At 65.4% G+C, this 20,994-nt stretch carries 18 protein-coding genes; 12 read left to right on the forward strand and 6 right to left on the reverse strand.

Annotated elements, in window-relative coordinates; translation table 11 throughout:
* Positions 1 to 9: 9 nt before the first annotated feature.
* A complete protein-coding gene (locus HD842_RS00975) occupies positions 10 to 726 on the reverse strand; it encodes an anti-sigma factor (protein WP_183549769.1) in 717 nt (238 codons plus the stop codon).
* The gene (locus tag HD842_RS00980) at positions 723 to 1,316 is read right to left on the reverse strand and encodes a sigma-70 family RNA polymerase sigma factor (RefSeq protein WP_183549772.1); all 594 of its coding nucleotides are present in this window, start codon (positions 1,314 to 1,316) and stop codon (positions 723 to 725) included. Before HD842_RS00980 ends, HD842_RS00975 begins: the two co-directional genes overlap by 4 nt.
* Positions 1,317 to 1,553: 237 nt before the next feature.
* Between HD842_RS00980 and HD842_RS00985 the strand changes: the two genes are divergently transcribed.
* From HD842_RS00985 to HD842_RS01015, 7 genes are all read left to right on the forward strand, one after another.
* On the forward strand, positions 1,554 to 2,531 hold the full coding sequence (locus tag HD842_RS00985; RefSeq protein ID WP_183549775.1) for a ferritin-like domain-containing protein: 978 nt from the start codon (positions 1,554 to 1,556) through the stop codon (positions 2,529 to 2,531).
* A 144-nt stretch (positions 2,532 to 2,675) separates the two neighbouring features.
* The gene (locus tag HD842_RS00990) at positions 2,676 to 3,638 is read left to right on the forward strand and encodes an ABC transporter substrate-binding protein (RefSeq protein ID WP_183549778.1); all 963 of its coding nucleotides are present in this window, start codon (positions 2,676 to 2,678) and stop codon (positions 3,636 to 3,638) included.
* A 7-nt stretch (positions 3,639 to 3,645) separates the two neighbouring features.
* The gene (locus HD842_RS00995) at positions 3,646 to 5,178 is read left to right on the forward strand and encodes a sugar ABC transporter ATP-binding protein (RefSeq protein ID WP_183549781.1); all 1,533 of its coding nucleotides are present in this window, start codon (positions 3,646 to 3,648) and stop codon (positions 5,176 to 5,178) included.
* 59 nt (positions 5,179 to 5,237) lie between these two features.
* Entirely contained in the window at positions 5,238 to 6,245 is a 1,008-nt protein-coding gene (locus tag HD842_RS01000) for an ABC transporter permease (protein ID WP_229424650.1), read from the forward strand.
* On the forward strand, positions 6,242 to 7,207 hold the full coding sequence (yjfF, locus tag HD842_RS01005; RefSeq protein ID WP_183549791.1) for a galactofuranose ABC transporter, permease protein YjfF: 966 nt from the start codon (positions 6,242 to 6,244) through the stop codon (positions 7,205 to 7,207). The genes HD842_RS01000 and yjfF overlap by 4 nt, the downstream gene beginning before the upstream one ends.
* A 14-nt stretch (positions 7,208 to 7,221) precedes the next feature.
* The gene (locus tag HD842_RS01010) at positions 7,222 to 8,169 is read left to right on the forward strand and encodes a glycoside hydrolase family 43 protein (RefSeq protein WP_183549795.1); all 948 of its coding nucleotides are present in this window, start codon (positions 7,222 to 7,224) and stop codon (positions 8,167 to 8,169) included.
* Positions 8,170 to 8,173: 4 nt separating this feature from the next.
* Positions 8,174 to 9,115: a LysR family transcriptional regulator gene (locus tag HD842_RS01015; protein WP_183549798.1), complete on the forward strand. Its 942-nt coding sequence runs from the start codon at positions 8,174 to 8,176 to the stop codon at positions 9,113 to 9,115.
* Between the two features lie 12 nt (positions 9,116 to 9,127).
* On the opposite strand, the gene HD842_RS01020 is transcribed toward HD842_RS01015, so the two are convergent.
* Positions 9,128 to 10,096, reverse strand: coding sequence for an IS1595 family transposase (locus HD842_RS01020; RefSeq protein WP_183549801.1), 969 nt, complete (start codon positions 10,094 to 10,096; stop codon positions 9,128 to 9,130).
* A 312-nt stretch (positions 10,097 to 10,408) separates the two neighbouring features.
* Here HD842_RS01020 and HD842_RS01025 point away from each other — a divergent pair, with 312 nt between their 5' ends.
* The 3 genes from HD842_RS01025 (at position 10,409) to HD842_RS01035 (ending at position 14,992) form a co-directional block, all read left to right on the forward strand.
* A complete protein-coding gene (locus HD842_RS01025) occupies positions 10,409 to 13,282 on the forward strand; it encodes a GAF domain-containing protein (RefSeq protein ID WP_229424539.1) in 2,874 nt (957 codons plus the stop codon).
* Between the two features lie 70 nt (positions 13,283 to 13,352).
* Entirely contained in the window at positions 13,353 to 14,048 is a 696-nt protein-coding gene (locus HD842_RS01030; RefSeq protein ID WP_183549804.1) for a fumarylacetoacetate hydrolase family protein, read from the forward strand.
* Positions 14,049 to 14,134: 86 nt separating this feature from the next.
* Positions 14,135 to 14,992, forward strand: coding sequence for a hypothetical protein (locus tag HD842_RS01035; protein ID WP_183549807.1), 858 nt, complete (start codon positions 14,135 to 14,137; stop codon positions 14,990 to 14,992).
* Positions 14,993 to 15,011: 19 nt separating this feature from the next.
* On the opposite strand, the gene HD842_RS01040 is transcribed toward HD842_RS01035, so the two are convergent.
* Complete coding sequence (locus tag HD842_RS01040) at positions 15,012 to 16,613, reverse strand: methyl-accepting chemotaxis protein (RefSeq protein ID WP_370660771.1); 1,602 nt, start codon at positions 16,611 to 16,613, stop codon at positions 15,012 to 15,014.
* 128 nt (positions 16,614 to 16,741) lie between these two features.
* The gene (locus HD842_RS01045; RefSeq protein WP_183549810.1) at positions 16,742 to 17,767 is read right to left on the reverse strand and encodes an asparaginase; all 1,026 of its coding nucleotides are present in this window, start codon (positions 17,765 to 17,767) and stop codon (positions 16,742 to 16,744) included.
* 261 nt (positions 17,768 to 18,028) lie between these two features.
* On the opposite strand from HD842_RS01045, the gene HD842_RS01050 reads away from it, so the two are divergent.
* Entirely contained in the window at positions 18,029 to 18,412 is a 384-nt protein-coding gene (locus HD842_RS01050) for a hypothetical protein (RefSeq protein ID WP_183549812.1), read from the forward strand.
* Here HD842_RS01050 and HD842_RS01055 read toward each other — a convergent pair.
* Positions 18,398 to 19,264: a pirin family protein gene (locus tag HD842_RS01055; RefSeq protein ID WP_183549814.1), complete on the reverse strand. Its 867-nt coding sequence runs from the start codon at positions 19,262 to 19,264 to the stop codon at positions 18,398 to 18,400. The two genes, HD842_RS01050 and HD842_RS01055, sit on opposite strands and share 15 nt — an antisense overlap.
* A 125-nt stretch (positions 19,265 to 19,389) precedes the next feature.
* Between HD842_RS01055 and HD842_RS01060 the strand changes: the two genes are divergently transcribed.
* Positions 19,390 to 20,940, forward strand: coding sequence for a dipeptidase (locus HD842_RS01060; protein WP_183549816.1), 1,551 nt, complete (start codon positions 19,390 to 19,392; stop codon positions 20,938 to 20,940).
* The last annotated feature ends 54 nt before the right edge of the window (positions 20,941 to 20,994 follow it).

A 20,994-nucleotide genomic window follows, 5' to 3' on the forward strand; every position in this document is an offset into this window, starting at 1 on the left:
GAGTCGCCCTTACAGCATCCGCACCCAGTTGCCCTTGTACAGAATCGGTCCGGTCGGTCCACCGGCGCCGGGCGAGCCGCCGCGCGGTTCGAGCGAGACGGCCAGCGTGGCGATGTCGTCGCCTATGGCGCTGCCGGTCAGCGGCAGCTCGATCGCGCCTTCCGGCGGGATCACGCCGAGCGAGCGGGGCGCGCCTTCCTTGGGAACGGCCCACAGCTGCAGCGACTTGTCGGCAGCCACCGGTGCGTTCTCGACGAGGCGCGCCGTGAACACGCGACGCTCGCTGTCGGCGGTCAGCAGCAGCGCCGTGCGTGCCTTGTCATCGATCAGCGTGGCGACCAGATCGACCTGAGGTGCCTCGACCAGCGTCGAGCGCAGCACGCCCACCATCAGCAAGGTCGCCGCCAGCGACGCGAGGCTCAGCGAGCGCCAGAACGTCAGCGATTCGGTGCGCCAGAACTGCCAGGCCGCGTGCGTACGTTTCTGAACCTGGCCCAGACCCAGGCGGCGTTCGATCGCGCGCCACACCTGGGCGCGCGGTGTCTGTGCACCCGAGAACTCGGCCATCGGCATCAGGCGCTCCTGCCATTCGGCGGTCAGGCGCTGCAGGACCGCGTCGTCACGCAGATAGCGTTCGAAGCGCCGCCGCGCGCCGCCCCTGAGCGTGCCGAGGACATACTCGGCCGCCAGCTTGTCGCACAGTTGCGGGTTGTCGCGGATATTCATGCTCGTTCGCCTTTTACCAGGCACGTCTTGAGCCGCTCCAGGCTGCGGCGGATCCAGGTCTTGACGGTACCGATCGGTATCGCCATCTGCTGCGCCACCTCGCTGTGCGACAGGTCGTGGAAGAAGGCCAGGCCCACGGCCTGCCGGTGCGCGCCTTCCAGCAACGACATGCACAAGGCCAGCGCCTTCGCGTCATGGCTGATCAGGAGGGCGTCGATCGGCGTGGCGCGCGGATCCTGCAGGGCCGCCATGATCTCGGCATCGAAGACGGGGCCGTCGATGTCGAGGTCGTGAGCACAGCGGCGCAGCAGGTCGAGCGATTTGTTGCGCACAATCGTCGTCATCCAGGTCATGGGCGCGGCCAGGTGGCGCTGGTAACCGGCGGCGCCGTTCCAGATCGCCACGAATCCATCCTGCAATGCTTCTTCAGCCAGTTCGCGCTTGCCTAATATACGTAGCGCGTAGCCAAACAGTTTCGGAGAAATGGTGTCGTACAGCGCGCGAAATGCCGCCGCGTCGCCTTTTGCTGTCGCTTGCAGCCAGGTGGCCAGCTGCTCGGGATCGGGATGAAGGGTGTCTGGCACTGCCATCCTTGGACGTTGTAGGAGTGGAGAATCGGGTGGTATTGACAATATCATATCGTCCCGATCGCGCCCGCACGGATGGGCTTGCGTGTCACGTCAAAACTATTTTTAAAAATAGTTGAAACCGAATCAATCGTGCGTCAGTACAAGCTATACGCGCTGCATTGGCAGCCAGGTTTCCTGGCTGAAATAACCGAGCAGACGCCCGCCCATTTATACGATCGCATCAACCGGAGACCTACCATGACAGACACGAATGTGACATTGGCACTGCTCGAATCACGCAAGGAAAAGCTGGAAAAGCGCCGCTCGTTTTTCAAGAACGTCGGAGGGATCAGCGTCGGTATGGTGGGCGGTACCTTCCTGTCCGCCTGCGGAGGCTCGGTCAAGGACGCGATTGCGCAGGCCGCGCAGCCGACCGATATCGACATCCTCAACTTTGCGCTGAATCTCGAGTACCTCGAAGCGCAGTTCTATTCGTACGCAGTGTTCGGCACCGGTCTGGCAGCGAGCCTGACGGGCGGCACGGGCACGCAGGGCGCCGTGACGGGTGGGCGCGCAGTCGCATTCAAGGATCCGCTGGTCGCGCAATACGCCAAGGAAATCGCGCAGGATGAGATCGCGCACGTGGGCTTCCTGCGCGCAGCGCTCGGTTCGGCGGCGGTTGCCCAGCCGGCCATCGACATCGGCGGCACCGATCCAAACGGCGCGTTCTCGAACGCTGCCCGCGCGGCTGGCCTGGTGGGCCCTGGCGTCGCCTTCGACCCGTATGCCAGCGATGAAAACTTCCTGCTTGGCGCATTCATCTTCGAGGACGTCGGCGTGACCGCGTACAAAGGCGCGTCGCCGCTCATCACGAACAAGACGTTCCTGGAAGCGGCAGCCGGCATCCTGGCGGCCGAGGCGTATCACGCCGGCATCGTGCGCACCGTGCTGTATACGAAAGGCTTGACGGCGCCAACGCTGCGCACCGCAGCCACGGCAATCTCGAACGCGCGCGACAGCCTCGATGGTTCGACCGACGTCGACCAGGGCATCGTGAATGCCACCGACAGCACCGTCTCGAACATCGTCCCGCTCGACAAGGATGGCATCGCGTTCAGCCGTACGCCGGGTGACGTGCTCAATATCGTGTACCTGACCAAGGAATCGGTCACGATGGGCGGCTTCTTCCCGCGTGGCGTGAACGGGCTGCTCAACATGAGTTCCGCCTACGTCTGATCGCCAGTAAGACCGGTGCGATGCGGTGGCATTCTGCCGCATCGCACTGGATACCAGAAAAAGTATCGCTCGACGCAAAAAATTGATTGGATCAGTATCACACTTTGTCCTACGATTGCAGAACAACAATATCGGAGACAAGTGATGCGATTCACCCGCAGGAAGTTCCTGGGCGTAGCCACGGCCGCCACTTTTGCAGCAACCCACCCGGCGCTCGCCGCCAAGCCCCTCACCATCGGCTTTTCGCAGGTCGGCGCCGAGAGCGAATGGCGCACCGCGAACACCACCTCGATCAAGGACGCCGCCAAGAAGGCCGGCGTCATCATGAAATTCGCCGACGCCCAGCAGCGTCAGGAAAACCAGGTCAAGGCCATCCGCTCATTCATTGCCCAGCGCGTCGACATCATCGCGTTCTCGCCCGTCGTCGAATCGGGCTGGGACACCGTCCTGCGGGAAGCCAAGGCTGCCAAGATCCCTGTCATCCTCACCGACCGCGGTGTGAAAGTTGCCGACCCGTCGCTGTACGTCACGCTGCTCGGTTCCGACTTCGTGGAAGAGGGCCGCCGCGCCGCCCGCTGGCTGGTCGAGCACGCAAAGAAGAACCCGGGCCGCGCCTACAACATCGTCGAGCTGCAAGGGACCGTCGGCTCGGCGCCGGCCATCGACCGCAAGGCCGGCTTCGCTGAAGTCATCAAGGGCGAGCCGCGCCTGAAGATGCTGCGTTCGCAGACGGGCGACTTTACCCGCACCAAGGGCAAGGAAGTGATGGAAGCGTTCCTCAAGTCCGAGGGCAAGAACATCACCGTCCTGTACGCGCACAACGACGACATGGCCATCGGTGCCATCCAGGCGATCGAGGAAGCGGGCATCAAGCCGGGCAAGGACATCCTCGTGATCTCGATCGACGGCGTGCGCGGCGCGTTCGAGGCCATGTTGCAGGGCAAGCTGAACGTGACGGTCGAATGCAACCCGCTGCTCGGTCCCCAGCTGATGCAGGCTGCGCTGGCGGTCAAGGCGGGTAAACCAGTCCCCAAACGCATCGTGGTGAACGAGGGCGTGTTCCCGGCTGAAGTGGCGGCGAAGGAATTCCCGAACCGTCGCTATTGAGGCGGCCATGCTTCCCACGACAACGCAGGTGCCGGTCCTGGAAGTGACCGGCATCCACAAGCAGTTTCCCGGCGTGCGCGCGCTGTCGGATGCGGGCCTGCGCCTGTATCCGGGCGAAGTCCACACGCTGATGGGCCAGAACGGCGCGGGCAAGTCCACGCTGATCAAGGTGCTCACGGGCGTCTACCAGCCCGATCGCGGCAGCATCGTGTTCGCTGGCGAGGCGATTGCGCCGCGCTCGACGCAGGACGCGCAGGACCTGGGCATCAGCACCGTATACCAGGAAGTGAACCTGTGCCCGAACCTGTCGGTCGCCGAGAACATCTTCATCGGCCGCTACCCACGCCGCTGGGGCATGATCGACTGGCGCCGCATGCGGCAGCAGGCGCAGGCGCTGTTGACGCGCCTGCAGGTGCACGTCGACGTGCGCCAGCCGCTGGCCAGCTTCCCGCTGGCGGTCCAGCAGATGGTGGCCATTGCGCGCGCGCTGAGCATTTCGGCGCGGGTGCTGATTCTGGACGAACCCACGTCGAGCCTCGACGAAGCCGAAGTCCAGCTGCTGTTTTCCAACCTGCGCGCGCTGCGCGAGCAGGGCATGGCGATCCTGTTCGTGACGCACTTCCTGGAGCAGACCTACGCGATCTCGGACCGCATCACCGTGATGCGCAACGGCGAGCGGGAAGGCGAGTACCTGTGCAGCGACTTGTCGCGCCTGGCGCTGGTGAACAAGATGATCGGTGCTGCGCCCGATGCCCAGGAGCTGCCTGCCAACGGTCAGCAAGCGGCGCAGGCGGCCAGCGCTGCGGCGGGCGAGATTGTCCTGCGCACGCGCGGCGCCGCCCGGCGTGGCGTGCTTGCGCCGCTGGACCTCGTGATCCGCAAGGGCGAGCTGCTGGGCCTTGCCGGCCTGCTGGGGTCCGGCCGCACCGAAACCGCGCGCATGCTGTTCGGCGCCGACCGGATCGACAGCGGCGCGATCGAGGTCAAGGGCCGCGCGCGCGCCCTTGCCACGCCACGTGACGCCATTGCGCACGGCATCGGTTTCTGCTCCGAAGACCGCAAGCACGAAGGCGCGATCCTCGACCTGTCGGTGCGCGAAAACCTGATCCTGGCGCTGCAGGCGCGCCAGGGTTTGCTGCGCGCGATTCCGCTGCGCCGCCAGCAGGCGCTGGCCGATCACTATGTGCAGCAACTGGGGATCAAGACCGCCAGCATCGAGACGCCCATCGGCACGCTCTCGGGCGGCAACCAGCAAAAGGTGCTGCTGGCGCGCTGGCTGGCCACTGAGCCAAGCCTGATGATTCTCGACGAACCGACGCGCGGCATCGACGTGCGCGCCAAGCAGGAGATCATGGATTACGTCACGAGCCTGTGCCGCAAGGGCATGTCGATCCTGTTCATTTCGTCCGAACTGCCGGAAGTGCTGCGCGTGAGCGACCGGATTGTCGTCATGCGCGACCGCAAGGCCTGCGGCGAGTACCGGCGCGGTGAACTCGACGACAGCACGGTGCTGCACGTGATTGCCGGGGAGGGCGCGTGATGGCCGTCAACGACATTCCGGCGCTGCAGCCGCCCGCGCGGGCACCTTTGGCATCACGCATGCTGGGGCACCGCCTGTTCCGGCCCCTAGCTGCGCTGGCCGTGCTGCTGCTGATCGACTTCCTGCTGATTCCCGGCTTCTTCCACCTGGAGGTCCGCGACGGCCACCTGTATGGCGCGCTGGTCGACATCGTCAACCGCGCGGCGCCCCTGATGCTGGCGGCGATCGGCATGACGCTGGTGATTGCCACGCGTGGCATCGACATCTCGGTCGGCGCCGTCGTTGCGCTGTCCGGCACCGTCGCCTCGATGCTCATTGGCGGCACGATGGTGATGCAGGATGGCGTGCCGGTGTATCTGGCCGACACGCCGATGCTGGTGGCGATTGCCGCCGCCCTCGGCGCGGCGCTGCTGTGCGGCCTGTGGAACGGCGCGCTCGTCGCCGGCCTGGGCCTGCAGCCGATCGTCGCCACGCTGATCCTGATGGTGGCCGGGCGCGGCCTGGCCCAGTTGCTCACCGATGGCCAGATCGTCACGGTCTACTACCAGCCGTACTTTTTCCTGGGCAGCGGATATCTGTTTGGCTTGCCGTTCGCGCTGTTTGTCGTGGCAGTGGTGTTCGGTGTCACGGCGCTGCTGCTGCGCCACACGGCGCTGGGGCTGTTCATCCAGGCAGTGGGGATCAATCCGGTGGCCGCGCGCCTGGCCGGCATCCGTACGGCGGCGCTGATCGTGTTCGTCTACGTGTTCGCGGCCACCTGCGCCGGCATGGCAGGCCTGTTAATCAGTTCCAACGTGAAGAGCGCGGACGCCAACAACGCCGGCCTGATGCTCGAACTCGATGCCATCCTGGCCGTCACGCTGGGCGGCACGTCGCTCGCGGGCGGCAAATTCAGCCTGGCCGGTTCGCTCGTCGGGGCGTTGATCATCCAGACGCTCACCTACACCATCTATTCGCTGGGCGTGCCGCCCGAGGTCAATATGGTCGTCAAGTCGGTTGTCGTGTTCCTGGTCTGTATCTCGCAGTCCGACCAGTTCAGGCAGTTGTGGCAGCGGAGGCGCGCATGAATGTCCGCGTACTCGCGAAGGCCCCGTCCTTCACGTCCCTCGTCACGGTGGCGCTGCTGGTGGCGATGCTGCTCGTCGGCGGCGCGCTGTACGACGGCTTCCTGTCGCTGCAAGTGCTCCTCAATCTCCTGATCGACAATGCGTTTTTGCTCGTGATCGCGATCGGCATGGGCTTCGTGATCCTGTCCGGCGGGATCGACCTGTCGGTGGGCGCCGTCCTCGCACTGGCGACGATGATTGCGGCCTGGCTGCTGCAGGTGGCGCACTGGCCGCCGCTGGCGGTGATCGCGTTTGTGCTGCTGCTGGGCGCCGGGTTCGGCGCGGGCATGGGGGCGATCATCCACTACTTCCGGCTGCAGCCGTTCATCGTCACGCTGGCCGGCATGTTCCTCGCGCGCGGCCTGTGCTACCTGATCAGCATCGAGTCGATCACGATCGACGATCCGCTGTTCGTGGCGATGTCGCAGACCCAGTTGCCGTTTTTCGGGGGCTTCCTGTCGCCCGGTGCGCTGATTGCGCTGGGCATGCTGGGGCTGGCCATCTGGCTCGCGCACTACAGCGGCTTTGGCCGCGCCGTATATGCGATCGGCGGCAATGAAACTTCGGCCGCGATGATGGGGCTGGCGGTCGGGCGCACCAAGGTGCTCGTGTATGCGCTGAGCAGCTTCTGCGCCGCGCTGGCCGGCGTGCTGTTCGCGTTCTACATGCTGTCCGGCTACGGACTGCATGCGCAGGGTACCGAACTCGATGCCATCGCCGCCGTCGTCATCGGCGGCACGCTGCTCACGGGCGGCTATGGCTACGTGGCCGGCGCGCTGTCGGGCGTGCTGGTGCTGGGCACGATCCAGACGCTGATCGCCTTCGACGGCACGCTCAGTTCGTGGTGGACGCGGATCGTGATCGGCGGTCTGCTGTTCGTGTTCTGCGTCGTCCAGCGCGTGATGGCATTCGGAAAAAAATAAAAGAAGGAGACACCATGAAACACACCATGTTCGCCGCGCTGCTGTGCGCGAGCGCCTGCGCGCAAGCCGCCAACCCGATCGTCAGGGACATCTTCACGGCCGATCCGGCCGCGCTGGTCGACAAGGGCCGCGTGTACCTGTACGTCGGCAAGGATGACGCACCGGCGGGCGGCAAGGATTACGTCATGAACGAGTGGCGCGTCTACTCGAGCTGCGACATGCAGCGCTGGACGGACCACGGCTCGCCGCTGCGTTACTCGACCTTCAAATGGGCCGGGCGCGACGCCTGGGCCTCGGACATCGTCCGGCGCGGCGACAAGTATTATTTCTATTCGACGGTCGACCATGCGACGATTCCCGGCAAGGCGATCGGCGTGGCGGTGTCGGACAGCCCGACCGGCCCGTTCGTCGATGCACTGGGCCGGGCGCTGGTGACGAACGACATGACGAAGCAGACGCAGATCCTGTGGGATGATATCGACCCAGCCGTGTTCATCGACGACGATGGCCAGGCTTACCTGTACTGGGGCAATACGGTCATGAAGTATGCAAAACTCAAGCCGAACATGATCGAGTTCGACGGCCCGATCCAGACCGCGGGCCTGGACAATTTCGTCGAAGCGGCCTATGTGCACAAGCACAAGGGCACGTATTATCTGACTTACTCGCGCCACTTTCCTGAAGAAACCGTGGCCATGCGCGGCCCGGGCGTGCATGGGCCGTGGTCGATGGATGGCGTCATCATGGAAAAGAACACCAATGTGAAGACCATCCACCAGGCGATCGTCGACTTCAATGGCAAGTCGTACATTTTTTACCATAACGGCAAGCTGCCCACGGGGGGCGAATTCCGCCGCTCGGTCGCGGTCGAGGAGTTGCACTACGCGCCGGACGGCAAGATCCTGCCGGTCGCGCAAACGACCGCCGGGCCAGCCGCCAATCCAGCGCCGGGTTGCACGTGATCTGATGGAAACGACCAACCCCAACTGGTTCTTGAAGGCGCGCCTGAAAACGCGCCAGTTGCTGCTGCTGATTGCGCTGGACGACTACCGCAACATTCACCGGGCGGCCGAAGAATTGCACATGACGCAGCCGGCGGCATCGAAACAGGTCAAGGATCTGGAAGAGATGCTCGACGTGCGCCTGTTCGAACGGCTGCCGCGCGGGATGGAGCCGACCATCTACGGCGAAACGATGATCCGCCACGCCCGCATGGCCCTGACCAGCCTGGCGCTGGCGCACGACGACATCGTCGCGCTCAAGGCCGGCCTGGCGGGGCAGGTCGAGGTGGGCGTGATCATGACGCCGGCAATGGCGCTGCTGCCGCGCGCCATTGCCCGCATCAAGGAGCAGGCGCCGCTGCTGCGCATCGGTGTGCAGCTCGAGTCGAGCAATGTGCTGCTCGATAAGCTCAAGCACGGCACGCTCGACTTCATGATCGGGCGCATTCTCGAAAAAGAAGATTCCACCGGGCTGATCTACGAAGAGCTGACCGAGGAGCCGGCCTGTGCGGTCGTGCGGCCCGATCATCCTTTGCTTGAGAGTAAGAACCTGACGCTCGAGGAGCTTGTCGGGCGCCCCTGGATCCTGCCGCCACCGGGCAGCATCCTGCGCCACCGCTTCGACATGATGTTCCTGCGCGCCGGCCTGCAGCCGCCGGTGAACGTCGTCGATACGACAGCGCTGTTATTGGTTACCGCGCTGTTGCAGCAAACCGACGCATTGCACGTGATGCCGCAGGAAGTCGCGCAATATTATGCGTCGCTGAATGTGATGCGGATCTTGCCGATCGATTTGCCCTGCAAGATGGATGCGTTCGGCATCATCCGTCAGCAGGATCATTTGCTGTCTCCGGGCGCGGAGTTGCTGCTGGGCGCCGTGCGGGCGGCTGCTGCAGAAATTTACTAGGCGCAGTCAGCGTTATCTGTTGATGACGCTGATAGCAATACTAAGCAATTGTCCGGGGGACGTGACCCGTTCGCCATCCAGCGCCCAGCGCCAGCCCAGATAATTGGGCAGGTAGCGCGAGGCCACACCACGAAAGCCCTGTAGCCAGGCCTTGAAGCGCTGGTGGTAGGCGTTCACGTTCTGCACGTGGATGGCAAGGCTGCCCAGACGCCTTACACGCACACCCGCGCTCACATTGACCGCCTGGTGCGCGATCCTGTGCTTGCGTGCAAAGGCGCGGTAAGCAGGATGGCCGTCACTGACCAGCAAGGCCTGCCTGTCGAGCCTGGGTAGCAAGTCACGCTCGAGTTGCGCAGCCTTGAGCGCACCGCGCCCAGTAACAGCATCGATGGTGCGCCCTTCGCGGTCGCGCGCGACCAGGATGCAATCGAGTTCACCGGAAATGCCCCGTTTGGTAGCATGGCCGCCGCGCCGGCGCGGCGGGCGATTGAGCGTGCGCGAACCTTTTTGTGACTCGAGCAGAAATGTTTCGTCAGCCTCGACGATACCACTCAAAAGCGCGGGCCGGTCGAGCTTGACCCAATGCAGGAAGCGGTGCCGCCAGCGAAAGGCGGTGTTGCGGTGTACGCCGACCCGAGCTGCGGCCTTGCGCACGGGGAGTGAATCGAGCAGCACCTGCGAATACGCGAGCCATTTGGCTTTGTGCCTGAGCCGCGCCAGTGGCGTGCCGGTGAGGTCGTTGAAGGTGCGGCCGCAGGCGCAGCAGCGGTAGCGCTGCAAGTCGTTGGCGAAACCATGCCGGTAGCAGCGCTCGTTGCCGCATCTGGGACAGCAGCGGCCTGGCGCTCTAACCTCACTGATGAGTGCGACCACCTGATCGAGCCCGGCTGCAGGATGCAGGGCATCGAGTACCTGCCGGCGTTGCGGCTGATTCAGTGAAGGCAGTTTTGCGAACCAGCCTTTGAAACGTGGCGCTTTCATGATTGACTCCTGACGCTGGGGACAGGGGTTGGACCATTGGAACGCTCGTCAGTTCAAAGCTAGTCTCTATTTAACGTTGACTGCGCCTCTATTAGGATGGCGCAGTCGGCGTTCAACGTTGACTGCGCCTCAGGCTTGTGGCATCCCCGCCACGCCCGCTCGACACCTCAGGTGTAACGGGCGCGGTTCTGTTTGGTTGCTCGCTATAATCGCCCCAACAAGAATATGTTGGCGGCGCTGCAGCAGGGCAGGATCAGATGTTTCAGGATATCGAGCTCGCCAGCCTTGCAAGAACCACACTGGGTATTCCTGATGAGTAATCTGAGCGGCTTCATGCCGATGGTCGGCGGCAGTTCCACGCTGTCCGGCGATCCCACCGTACTGGATGCGCCTGCGCCAGTTCTGGCCGCGCCGTCGGCGCTGTTTGCGTCTTCTCCTGCAGCATTTGCACCTCCACCCGCATCCACAGAGCGTGCGCTGGCCGGGCTGGCACACTTGCACCCGGATGCCTGGCCCGAAGGCCTGCGCGCCATCGCCGACCTCATCCAGGCGTCGCGTTTTCCCATGTTTCTGGCGATCGGGCGCGAGCTGCGCCTGTTCTACAACGACGCGTATTCCGACCTGCTGGGCGACAAGCACCCGGCGGCGCGCGGCGCGCCGTATGCCAGCGTGCGCCCCGAGTTGTGGGACCGCATGCGGCCCTATTTCGACGAAGTCCTGGCTGGCGAGTCCGCACAGCTCCAGCACGCGCTGATGGAATTCGAGCGCAACGGCAAGCGCGAACGGCGCTTTTTCTGCGTGTCCCTGTCGCCCGTGCGCCATGCAGGTCAGGTGGCCGGCGTCTATTGCGTACTCACCGAAACGACGTCCGACGTGCTGTCCGATTACCGGCATGCCTTCCACCAGAAGCTCGGCGAAGCGCTCGATGGCCTCGATGACGCCGACCACATCATGCGCGCGACGAGCGCCATGACCGGGCAGACGCTGGGCGTGGCGCGTGTGGGCTATGCCGAGGTGGACGTTTCCGGCCGCACCGTCAGCATCGACTGCGACTGGACCAGTGGCCGCATGGCCAGCCTGGCCGGCCGCTCGCATCCCCTCGACGCATTCGGTCCGATCGTCAATGCCAAGCTGCGCCAGGGCCGCAGCGTGCGCATCGATGACGTCGATGCCGACGAACGCAGTGCGCCGCATGCCGCCGCCTACGCCGCCATTGGCGCGCGGGCGCTGGTGATGGTGCCGATCATCGAAGAAGGGCGCCTGTGCGCCGTGTTCTACCTGCATGAGCCGATGGCGCGCCATTGGACCGAACAAGAAGTGGCATTGGCCGAGGACGTGGCGCGCCACACGCGTGAAGTGGCGCGCCGCTCGCGCGTCGAAGAAAGCCTGCGCGACGAGAGCCGCATCCTCGAGACGGTCAATCGCGCCGGGCGCGCGCTGGCCTCGACGCTCGACCTCGATACGCTGGCGCAATCGATCACCGATGCCGGTGCCGAGCTGAGTGGCGCGCGCTTCGGCGCGTTCTTCTGCAATCCTGCCGGTCGGGGCGCCCTGCTGCACGATCCGGTGAATGCGCCAATCGGCGCCACGGTGCCCGAGCAGATGCGCCTGTACGCGCTGTCGGGCGCGTCGCGCGAGCAGTTCGACCGGCTCGCGCCCCCGACGGCGGCCATCTTCCGCCCCCTGATCGAAGGCGGGGCGCCGGTGCGCAGCGACGACATCACGTGCGATCCGCAGCACGCTGCGCTGGTGGCCGATGGCACGCCGCTGGCGCAGCTGCGCGTGCGCAGCTATCTCGCGGTGCCGGTCGTGTCGCAATCGGGCAAGGTGCTGGGCGGCCTGTTCCTCGGTCACCCGGCGCCGGCCATGTTCACCGAACGCACCGAGCGCATCGTCGCCAATCTCGCCGCGCAAGCGGCCGTGGCGATGGACAATGCGCACCTGTACGAGATCGCGCAGACGTCGGCGCTCGAACGCGATGCGCTGCTGCAGAGCGAGCGCCTGGCGCGCGTGCAGGCCGAGCGCCTCAGTCACACCAAGGATGAATTCCTGGCCATGCTGGCGCACGAGCTGCGTAATCCGCTGGCGCCGATCAGCAGTTCGGCCAGTTTGCTGAGCATGCAGTTCGCGAACGAGCCGCGCATCTGCCAGACCAGCTCCATCATCAGCCGCCAGGTCAAGCACATGAGCCGCCTGATCGACGACCTGCTCGACGTCTCGCGCGTCACGCGCGGGCTGGTCAAGCTCAAGCTGGCGACGGTCGATTTCCGCGATGTCGTGAACGGGGCGCTCGACCAGACCCGCCCGCTGGTGCTCGAAAAAGCGCACCACGTGACGGTGCAACTGCCCGACACACCCGTGTACGTCCGGGGCGACCAGACGCGCCTCGTGCAGAGCGTGGCCAATATCGTCGGCAACGCCGCCAAGTACACGCCCAAGGCCGGCACGCTGGCGCTGCGCCTGGTGGCCGGCGATGGGCGCATGATGCTCGAAGTGCGCGACAACGGTTCCGGCATGCCGCCCGACCTGCTGCCCAATGTGTTCGACCTGTTCACGCAGGGCGCACGCACGCTGGCCCGCTCGCAGGGCGGGCTGGGGCTGGGCCTCACGCTCGTCAAGCGCCTGGTCGACCTGCACGATGGCGAGGTCACCGCGCACAGCGATGGCGTCGGCTGCGGCAGCACGTTCACGCTCTGCTTGCCCTGCGTGAGTGCGCGCGCTGGCAGTAGCGACGACGACGCTGCGCCGCCGTCCGAGGCAGATCCGGTGCGCGCTGCGCTGGGCCGCCAGCTGCGCGTGCTGATCGTCGACGACAACACGGACGCCGCCGACAGCCTGGCTACGCTGCTGCAGGTGCAGGGCCACGCCACTGCCGTCGAGTACGACGCCGCCTCGGCCCTGCGCCGCGCGCGCGTCGAGCATCCCGACGTGATGCTGATCGATATCGGCCTGCCCGACATCGATGGCTATCAGCTGGCTTCCAGCCTGCGCGCGCTGCCCGAGATGGCGGCCACGGTGCCGGTGGCCGTGACCGGCTATGGCCAGGCCAGGGACCGCGAACGGGCGCTCGAGGCCGGCTTCGTCCATCACCTGGTCAAGCCGGTCGACATGACGGCGCTCGTGCGCATTCTGGACGCGAGTGCGGCGCAGGCGGCGCAGGCCGAGGCCGCGGCTGCATCGGCCTGAACCTGAACCTGAGTCTTGCCGCCCTCCATGGCGGGAGTATGATGATGCTCCTGTCAATGAAAGGATGAGCATGACCGAATTCGTCATCACCGCACCCGAGACGGCGTCCGTGGCCGTCGCCGGTTCCAGCGCGCGCTTCCCGGTGCGCCGCGTGTTCTGCGTGGGCCGCAACTACGCCGCGCACGCGCGCGAAATGGGCAGCGACCCGAATCGCGAACCACCGTTCTTCTTCACCAAGCCGGCCGATGCCGTCGTGCCGGCCAGCGGCGCGGTGCCGTATCCGCCATCGACGAACGACATGCACCACGAAATCGAACTGGTCGTGGCGCTGAAAGCCGGCGGCAAGGACATCGACGCGGCGCAGGCGCTCGATCTGGTGTGGGGTTATGGCGTGGGCCTGGACCTGACCCGGCGCGACCTGCAGGCCGTGGCCAAGGACGCCGGCCGGCCATGGGACATGGCCAAGGGCTTTGACGCGTCGGCCCCGTGCAGCCCGCTGCATCCGGTCAGCGACGTGGGGCACCCGGCCCAGGCGCGCATCTGGCTCGAAGTGAACGGCACGCTGCGCCAGGAAGGCAATCTCGATGAAATGATCTGGCCCATCGCGGACGTGATCGCGTCGCTGTCGCGCCTCGTGACGCTGGCGCCGGGCGACCTGATTTATTCGGGCACGCCGTCCGGTGTCGGCGCGCTGCAGCCGGGTGACCAGGTGCGCGGCGGCGTCGACGGCGTCGACACGTTCGAGCTGACCATCGCGCTCCGCTAAGGGCCAGGTCTCTCCACAACCTTTGTTCTGCCTCAACACGCGAAATTTGATACGCTAGGGATATCGGCGCGCGTGGGGAGGTAGCAATGACACAAGTTGCATTGATAGCCGTGCATGGCATGGGCGAGACCTTGCCCGACTATGCCGACGGCCTGATGGCGGGGCTGCGTACCCGTCTGGATGCGCTGGCCAGCCAGGTCGTCATGCGCTCGGTCTACTACCAGGGCATCCTGCACGATAACCAGCGCATGGTCTGGGACCGTACGTCAGCCACCGGCAAGGTGCGCTACGCCGCGCTGCGCAAATTCGTCCTGTACGGCCTGGGCGACGCCGCCGGGCTGGAAAACAGCAAGGATGATCCCGGCTCGATCTATGAACAGGCCCAGGGCGAGATCGCCACCACGCTGTTGTCGGCCCATGCCGCGCGGCCCGGCATGCCGGTCGTGTTCGTCGCGCATTCGCTGGGCTGCCAGGTGCTGTCGAGCTATCTGTACGATGCGCAGAAGGCGGCTGCCGGCAAGCCGGTCGGGGCGGGCATCTGGCGCGATATCGGTGCCTGGGCCGGCGCGACGCTCGGCCGCGCGCTGACTGCAAGCGAACTGGCCTTCATCGGCGGCGGCACCTGCGTCGCACTGGTGACCACCGGCTGCAATATCCCGATCTTTGTGGCCGCGCACCAGGAAATGCACATCATCCCGATTGCGCCGCCCACGTCGCTGTTCAAGTGGATCAATTTCTATGATCCTGACGACGTGCTGGGCTGGCCGCTGCAGCCGTTGTCTAACGGCTACCGTGAACTGGTCGAGGACCGCGCGATCAATGCCGGCGGCGGGGTGGGGGACTTGTTGCTACGCAGCTGGAATCCGCTGGCGCACAATACCTACTGGGACGATGACGCGGTGCTGGACGCCATCGCCGCGATGCTGCGCCGCCTGGCGGCGTAGCAGGCGGCGTTCCAAGCGACTAGGCTGCCAGCGCCGGCACGGCGCGCGCCGCCAGTTGCGGGCGCGTCCGTCCGCTGGCGTGGTCCAGCTTGAACGCGGCCGCCACCTGCGCCAGTTGCGCTGCCTGCTCCTGCATGCTCGCGGCCGCTGCGGCGGCTTCCTCGACCAGCGCCGCATTCTGCTGCGTCACCTGGTCCATCTGCGCGATCGCTTCGTTGACCTGGTTGATGCCCACGCGCTGCTCCTGCGTGGCGGTGCTGATCTCGGACATCATATCGGTCACGCGCGCCACGCTGGCCACGACGTCGTCCATCGTGGCGCCGGCCTGCTGCACGAGCGCCGTGCCGGCATTCACCTGCGTCATCGAGTCGCCGATCAGGCCCTTGATTTCGCGCGCCGCGCCGGCCGAACGCTGCGCCAGGTTGCGCACTTCGGATGCCACCACGGCAAAGCCGCGCCCCTGTTCGCCTGCGCGCGCGGCTTCCACCGCGGCATTCAACGCCAGAATATTGGTCTGGAAGGCGATGCCGTCGATCACGCCGATGATGTCGACGATCTTGCGCGCCGAGGCGTCGATCGAGCCCATCGTGTCGACCACCTGCCCGACGATGGCGCCGCCACGCGCCGCAACATCCGAGGCTGTTTTTGCCAGGCCGTTGGCCTGCACCGCATTGTCGGCATTCTGGCGCACGGTGGCAGTCAGTTCTTCCATCGAGGCGGCCGTCTCTTCGAGCGAGCTGGCCTGCTGTTCGGTGCGCGCCGACAGGTCGAGGTTGCCGGCTGCGATCTCGCTCGACGCGGTCGAGATGGCGTTGGTACCTTGCTGGACCTGCGAGACCACCCGCACCAGCGAGCCGTTCATCGTTTCCAGCGCGCGCATCAGGTCGCCGACCTGGTCTTTCGGATAGCTCGCGAACGTGTGGCCAAGGTCGCCCGAGGCGACCGTTTCGGCAACGTCGAGCGCGGCGTCCAGCGGCCGGGTGATGCTGCGCGTGACGAGCACGGCGGCCACGGCGCCGATCGCCGTCGACAGCAGGGCCAGCAGCAGCACCAGTTGCGTGCTGCGCTGATTCGCCGCCTCGATGGCCAGCGCCGTCTGGTCGATGCTCTTGCGCTGGATCTGCAGCAGGCTCTGGACCCGGGCACCATAGGCGGCGGCAGCTGGCGCGAATACCTGTTCATAGGCCTGTTCTGCCGCCGCCGAGTCGCCCGACGTGCGCGCGTTCATCACGGTTTCCTTGGCCTGCTGGTAAGTCTTGCGCAAGCCCAGGATGTCCTGCAGCGTCGCTTTTTCTTCGGGCGAGTCGAGCAGGGCTTCGACTTTCTTGAGGATGACCGTGGTACCCGTAACGCTGTCCTTGATCGGCTTGGCGAACACGGCCGACAGGGTGCTGTCGGTGCTGCGCGCGATCAGTGAGGTGCGCGCGATGGCCGAATAGGTCAGCACATACCAGTCCGAGACGAGGCGTTCCTTGGTCAGCGGCTTTTGCATCATCTGCTGGGTCGCCTCGGCGCTGCTGCGCGTGGTGTAGAGAGCGAACGAGGTGCCGGCCAGCGACAGGACGAGCATCGTGGCAAAGCCAAGGGTAAGGCGGGAGCCGATACGGAGATTTTTTAACACGATGTCATCACTTTGAAGAAAGGATTGAGCGCCGAAGAAATGCCTTGCGGCAAGTATCAACCCTTTAAATTTCAAATGAAATAGCAAGAAGACAGCATGTTGTAATGATGCAGCACAAACCTGTTGCTTTATGCCTGACGGGTCATTTTGAACAGCGTACGGATGTCACCGGCCACGGCGCCGCGCGCGTTCTTGATGACAGGCTGGCGATAGCGTTCGAGCAACTCGCGCCGCGCCGCGTTCAGCAGGCCCAATTGGTCGAGCACCGCGTACACGGTCGGGTGCAGCGCGCGCACATTGCCATCGGTGATCTTGATCGCGATGCCGATCCCCGCCGAGCGGATGCCGATCGCCTGCACGGCGTCGGCGCCGATCTTGGTGACCCAGTCGCCACCGCCCGCCGTCATCCAGTGCAGGTCGGTGCGCTCCTCGCCCGAGACCAGGTCGGGGCGGGCAATCATCGCGTCGCGCAGCGTGCCCATCGCGCCGCCCAGCTGCGGGTCTTGTGGGCCATGCGCGAGACGCGCGTACAGGTGCGCCAGGCGACTGAGCGGCATCGCGTAGTTGGGGGCCGAACAGCCATCCAGGCCAACCGGCATGGCTTCGGGCGCCATGCCGATGGAGTCGGCCAGCGTGCTGCGCACGGCTTGCTGCAGCGGGTGCGCGCGGTCGACGTAGTTCGCGGTGGGCGCATCGTGCAGGCGGCACCAGGCCAGAAAGCCGCTGTGCTTGCCGGAGCAGTTGTGGTGCAGCGGCGTCCAGTGCGCGTCCGCCGGGGGCTTGCCGCCGGTGAACTCGTAGTGCAGCGGCACCGCGCAGCCGCATTCGAGGTGGCCGGGGTCGAGCCCGATCTTGTTGAGGATGGAGCTCACGCCGTCGAGATGCTTGTCTTCGCCCGAGTGGCTCGCGCACAGCAGCGCGAGTTCGTCGCCGGAGAGGCCAAAGCGCGCCGGGCCGTCGGCCAGGATGAAGGGCAGGGCCTGAAACGGCTTGAGTGCCGAGCGCGTGAAGGTCGGGTAATCCGGGTCGCCGGCAGACCATAACAGGCGGCCGTGTGTGTCGACGACGGCGACCGAACCGAGGTGCACGTTCTCGATCACGTTACCGCTGTCGGGGTAGCCGCGCGTGGTCGCGGCGAGGGGAATGACTGGCATGGGAGTGGGTGCATTGGCGTTGGAGGAACCCTACTGTACGACATACGCACGCAATGCAGACACACAGTTGAAATAAGGCGCGCTTTCATATATGCACCTCCCGTTCACCCCGCCGATTACGCACTTCGTCGCGCATTTCCTGCGCTTGATCCTCTTGGCGCTTGAACGCTTTTTGCGGCTCGCTAGACTGGCTTCATCGTCAGGCAAAGAAGCGCTGGCGACACGGACTTCTCCGCCACCGACCTGAAAGGAATTTCCATCATGCGCCTCTCCCACCTCGCCTTGTTCGCCGCCGCCGCAGTCGTCTCGCTGGGCAGCGCCGCCCAGCCAGTCGCTGCAACCAATCCCGACGTCGTGAACGTACACGCCGCGCAGCCGAAGAAGGTGTATATCGATCCGCTGATGTACCAGCGCATGCAGGGCGCCTACAAGCTCGATGACGGGCGCACGCTGCAAGTGACCGGCAAGGGTCGCAAGCTGTACGCCGACCTGGGCGACGGACCGCAGGAAATCGTCCACGTGGGCCGCGACCGCTTCGAGGCGGTCGGCAGGGACCTGAGCGTGCGCTTCGACGGCGGGCCGTTCCCGCACACGGTGCACCTCAAGGACGATGGCGGCCGGGTGCTGGCGTCAAGCCAGCGTTGAGCCGAAGCGGCCGGCCTGGTAGTCGGTGATCGCCTGCGTGATTTCATCGCGGGTGTTCATGACGAAGGGCCCGTGCGAGACGACCGGTTCGCCGATCGGATCGGCATGACCGAACAGCAGCAGCGAGCCGGACTCGGCGACGATCTCGAGCGTGTCGCCCTCCGTGCTCAGCTCCACCAGTTGGTAAGCGTTGGCGAGATCGCCGTGGTGACCCACGCCGATGCGTCCACGCACCACATACAGCAGCACGTTGCGACCTTGCAGGCCGGTGATGCGCAGCCGGCCACCGGCCTGCATCGCGACAGTGCTCATGAACACGCCGGTCAGCGACTGCACCGGGCCCGTGCTGCCGTCCCACTCGCCCGCGATCAGGTTCAGCGTGACCTTGCCGTCGTCGAGCGATAACGCGGGAATGCGGTCCTGCTGCACGCCGGTATAGGCGGGCGCCGTCATCTTCAGGCGCGACGGCAGATTCACCCACAACTGCAGGATCTCGAGCGGGCCGCCCGTTTCCAAAAACGCGCGCGGCGAGACCTCGGCGTGCACGATGCCGCTGCCGGCCGTCATCCATTGGATGCCCCCGGCATGGATCACGCTCTCATGGCCGGCGCTGTCGCGGTGGGCCAGCATGCCTTCGACGATGAAGGTGACGGTTTCAAAGCCCCGGTGCGGATGCGGGCCGAATGGCAGGCCGCGGTTGTGCGGGCCATAGGTCTGCGGACCGTGGTGATTCAAAAACAGAAAAGGATCGATCTGGTCGAGCTGGGGCGAAGGGACGGGGCGCTGCGTGAGCAGGTCGCCGATATCATCGCGCAGCGCGGCGTGGGTGCGCAGGAAGGTCTTGTCAGTCATGGCGTGGGTGCTGTTTAGTCAGGATGCGTAACGATACGCTGAAAGTGGCCGTCGCGTTCACAGCGGTGGCAGAAGACGCTATGCTGGACGTTTGCGTGTCTGCAACCCTTGGAGATCGGCCCCGTATGTACAAGAACGCCTGTATTGCCAGCCTGTTGCTGGCCTCATCCACTGTCCTGGCTGCCGCACCTGCTGCCGCACCTGCTGCCGCATCTGCTGCAGCGCCCAGCGAGGCTGCCGTGAGCGCCGCCAAGTATGCGGTGGCCACCTACCGCAACGACGTCGTCGACACGCTGGCCAAGCTGGTGAGCTTCAATACGGTGGCCGATCCGCGCTACCCGTCGGACCGGAACCCGGTGCATGCCGCGTTCAAGGCCACGCTCAAGGCAGAAGCCGAGCGCATGGGGCTCGACTACACCGATTACGGCTGGACGGTCGTCATCGGCCTGGGCAAGGGAACAGAGCGCGTCGGCATCGTCACGCATGGCGATGTGCAGCCGGTGGACCCGACCAAGTGGAAGAAGTCGCCGTTCGTGCTGGACCGCACGAGCGAGCCGGGCAAGCTGATCGCGCGCGGCGCCGAGGATGACAAGGGCCCGATCGCCACCGCGCTGTACGCGATGAAGACGATCCGCGACCGCCAGATCCCGCTCACCAAGCGCATCGAGCTGTACGTGTACATGGGCGAGGAATCCGACTGGGGCCCGCTGACCGAATTTCTCAAGACGCACGTGCCGCCACAGATGAGCATCACGCTCGACGCCGAATATCCGGTGGTGACGGCGGAGAAGGGCGGTGGCCTCGTGGCCGTGACGGTGCCGAAGGCCGGCGCGCAGGCACCCGTGGAGGGCGACGCCTATATCGCCGCGTTCGGGGGCGGCTCGTTCAACACGCAGATTCCGGAGGACGCCGAAGCGCTGGTGGCCAACGCGACGCCGCAGATCGAAGGGCAGATCCGCGCGCGCGGCGCGCAGCACGAGGGCATGACCTACACCTACACGTGGCAGGGCAAGGACCTGGCGGTGCGCGCCAAGGGGCTGTCGGCCCACTCGTCCAAGCCGCAGGAAGGCGTGAACGCCGTGAGCATGCTGGCCGACGCCCTGGCCGTGCGGCCGTGGGCCAATACGACGGCCGGCGGCGTCGTCAACTACCTCAACGAAATGGTGGGCACGGGCTACTACGGCGAGAAGTTTGGCAGCGGCGCCGGCAACATCGCCTACCGCGACAAGTTCATGGGCCCGCTGACGTTCAAGCCGACCGTGATTCGCCAGCTGGACGACGGCATCGAAGTGGCAATCAACGTGCGCCGCCCGCAAGGCAAGACGGGCGCGCAGCTGACCGATGAAATCAACGCCGCACTGAGCCAGTGGCAGGCGCGCCAGGTCCCGCTCACCAACATCAAGGTCGGCATGCGCGACCCGTGGGTGCTGAACGATGCGCCGCAGGTGCCGACGTTGCTGGCGACCTTCGCCTATTTCACCGGCATGAAGGATGCGAAGCCGGTTGCCATCGGCGGCGGCACCAACTCGCGCCTGTTCCCGAATGCCGTCAGCTTCGGGCCATCGATGCCGGGCCAGAAATATTCCGGGCATTCGGAGCACGAGTTCATCACGACCAAGCAATTGCTGCTGAACCTGCAGATGTACACGTCAGTGCTGGTTGAACTGGCGCGCTGAGCAAGTGCTCTGCAGCTCTGCAGGAACGCCGAAACTTGCCACGGCTGACCTGTA

Origin of the sequence: Massilia aurea (assembly GCF_014200505.1) — a bacterium.
Classification (GTDB): domain Bacteria; phylum Pseudomonadota; class Gammaproteobacteria; order Burkholderiales; family Burkholderiaceae_D; genus Telluria; species Telluria aurea_B.

What these genes read in the sequence shown, in the direction of transcription:
- HD842_RS00985 (WP_183549775.1), top strand. Translation starts at nt 1,554, where the DNA reads ATGACAGACACGAATGTGACATTGGCACTGCTCGAATCACGCAAGGAA.
- HD842_RS01015 (WP_183549798.1), top strand. Translation starts at nt 8,174, where the DNA reads ATGGAAACGACCAACCCCAACTGGTTCTTGAAGGCGCGCCTGAAAACG.
- HD842_RS00990 (WP_183549778.1), top strand. Translation starts at nt 2,676, where the DNA reads ATGCGATTCACCCGCAGGAAGTTCCTGGGCGTAGCCACGGCCGCCACT.
- yjfF (WP_183549791.1), top strand. Translation starts at nt 6,242, where the DNA reads ATGAATGTCCGCGTACTCGCGAAGGCCCCGTCCTTCACGTCCCTCGTC.
- HD842_RS01020 (WP_183549801.1), bottom strand. Translation starts at nt 10,096, where the DNA reads ATGAAAGCGCCACGTTTCAAAGGCTGGTTCGCAAAACTGCCTTCACTG.
- HD842_RS01025 (WP_229424539.1), top strand. Translation starts at nt 10,409, where the DNA reads ATGAGTAATCTGAGCGGCTTCATGCCGATGGTCGGCGGCAGTTCCACG.
- HD842_RS01000 (WP_229424650.1), top strand. Translation starts at nt 5,238, where the DNA reads ATGCTGGGGCACCGCCTGTTCCGGCCCCTAGCTGCGCTGGCCGTGCTG.
- HD842_RS01055 (WP_183549814.1), bottom strand. Translation starts at nt 19,264, where the DNA reads ATGACTGACAAGACCTTCCTGCGCACCCACGCCGCGCTGCGCGATGAT.
- HD842_RS01060 (WP_183549816.1), top strand. Translation starts at nt 19,390, where the DNA reads ATGTACAAGAACGCCTGTATTGCCAGCCTGTTGCTGGCCTCATCCACT.
- HD842_RS01045 (WP_183549810.1), bottom strand. Translation starts at nt 17,767, where the DNA reads ATGCCAGTCATTCCCCTCGCCGCGACCACGCGCGGCTACCCCGACAGC.
- HD842_RS00975 (WP_183549769.1), bottom strand. Translation starts at nt 726, where the DNA reads ATGAATATCCGCGACAACCCGCAACTGTGCGACAAGCTGGCGGCCGAG.
- HD842_RS01010 (WP_183549795.1), top strand. Translation starts at nt 7,222, where the DNA reads ATGAAACACACCATGTTCGCCGCGCTGCTGTGCGCGAGCGCCTGCGCG.
- HD842_RS01035 (WP_183549807.1), top strand. Translation starts at nt 14,135, where the DNA reads ATGACACAAGTTGCATTGATAGCCGTGCATGGCATGGGCGAGACCTTG.
- HD842_RS01030 (WP_183549804.1), top strand. Translation starts at nt 13,353, where the DNA reads ATGACCGAATTCGTCATCACCGCACCCGAGACGGCGTCCGTGGCCGTC.
- HD842_RS01050 (WP_183549812.1), top strand. Translation starts at nt 18,029, where the DNA reads ATGCGCCTCTCCCACCTCGCCTTGTTCGCCGCCGCCGCAGTCGTCTCG.
- HD842_RS00995 (WP_183549781.1), top strand. Translation starts at nt 3,646, where the DNA reads ATGCTTCCCACGACAACGCAGGTGCCGGTCCTGGAAGTGACCGGCATC.
- HD842_RS00980 (WP_183549772.1), bottom strand. Translation starts at nt 1,316, where the DNA reads ATGGCAGTGCCAGACACCCTTCATCCCGATCCCGAGCAGCTGGCCACC.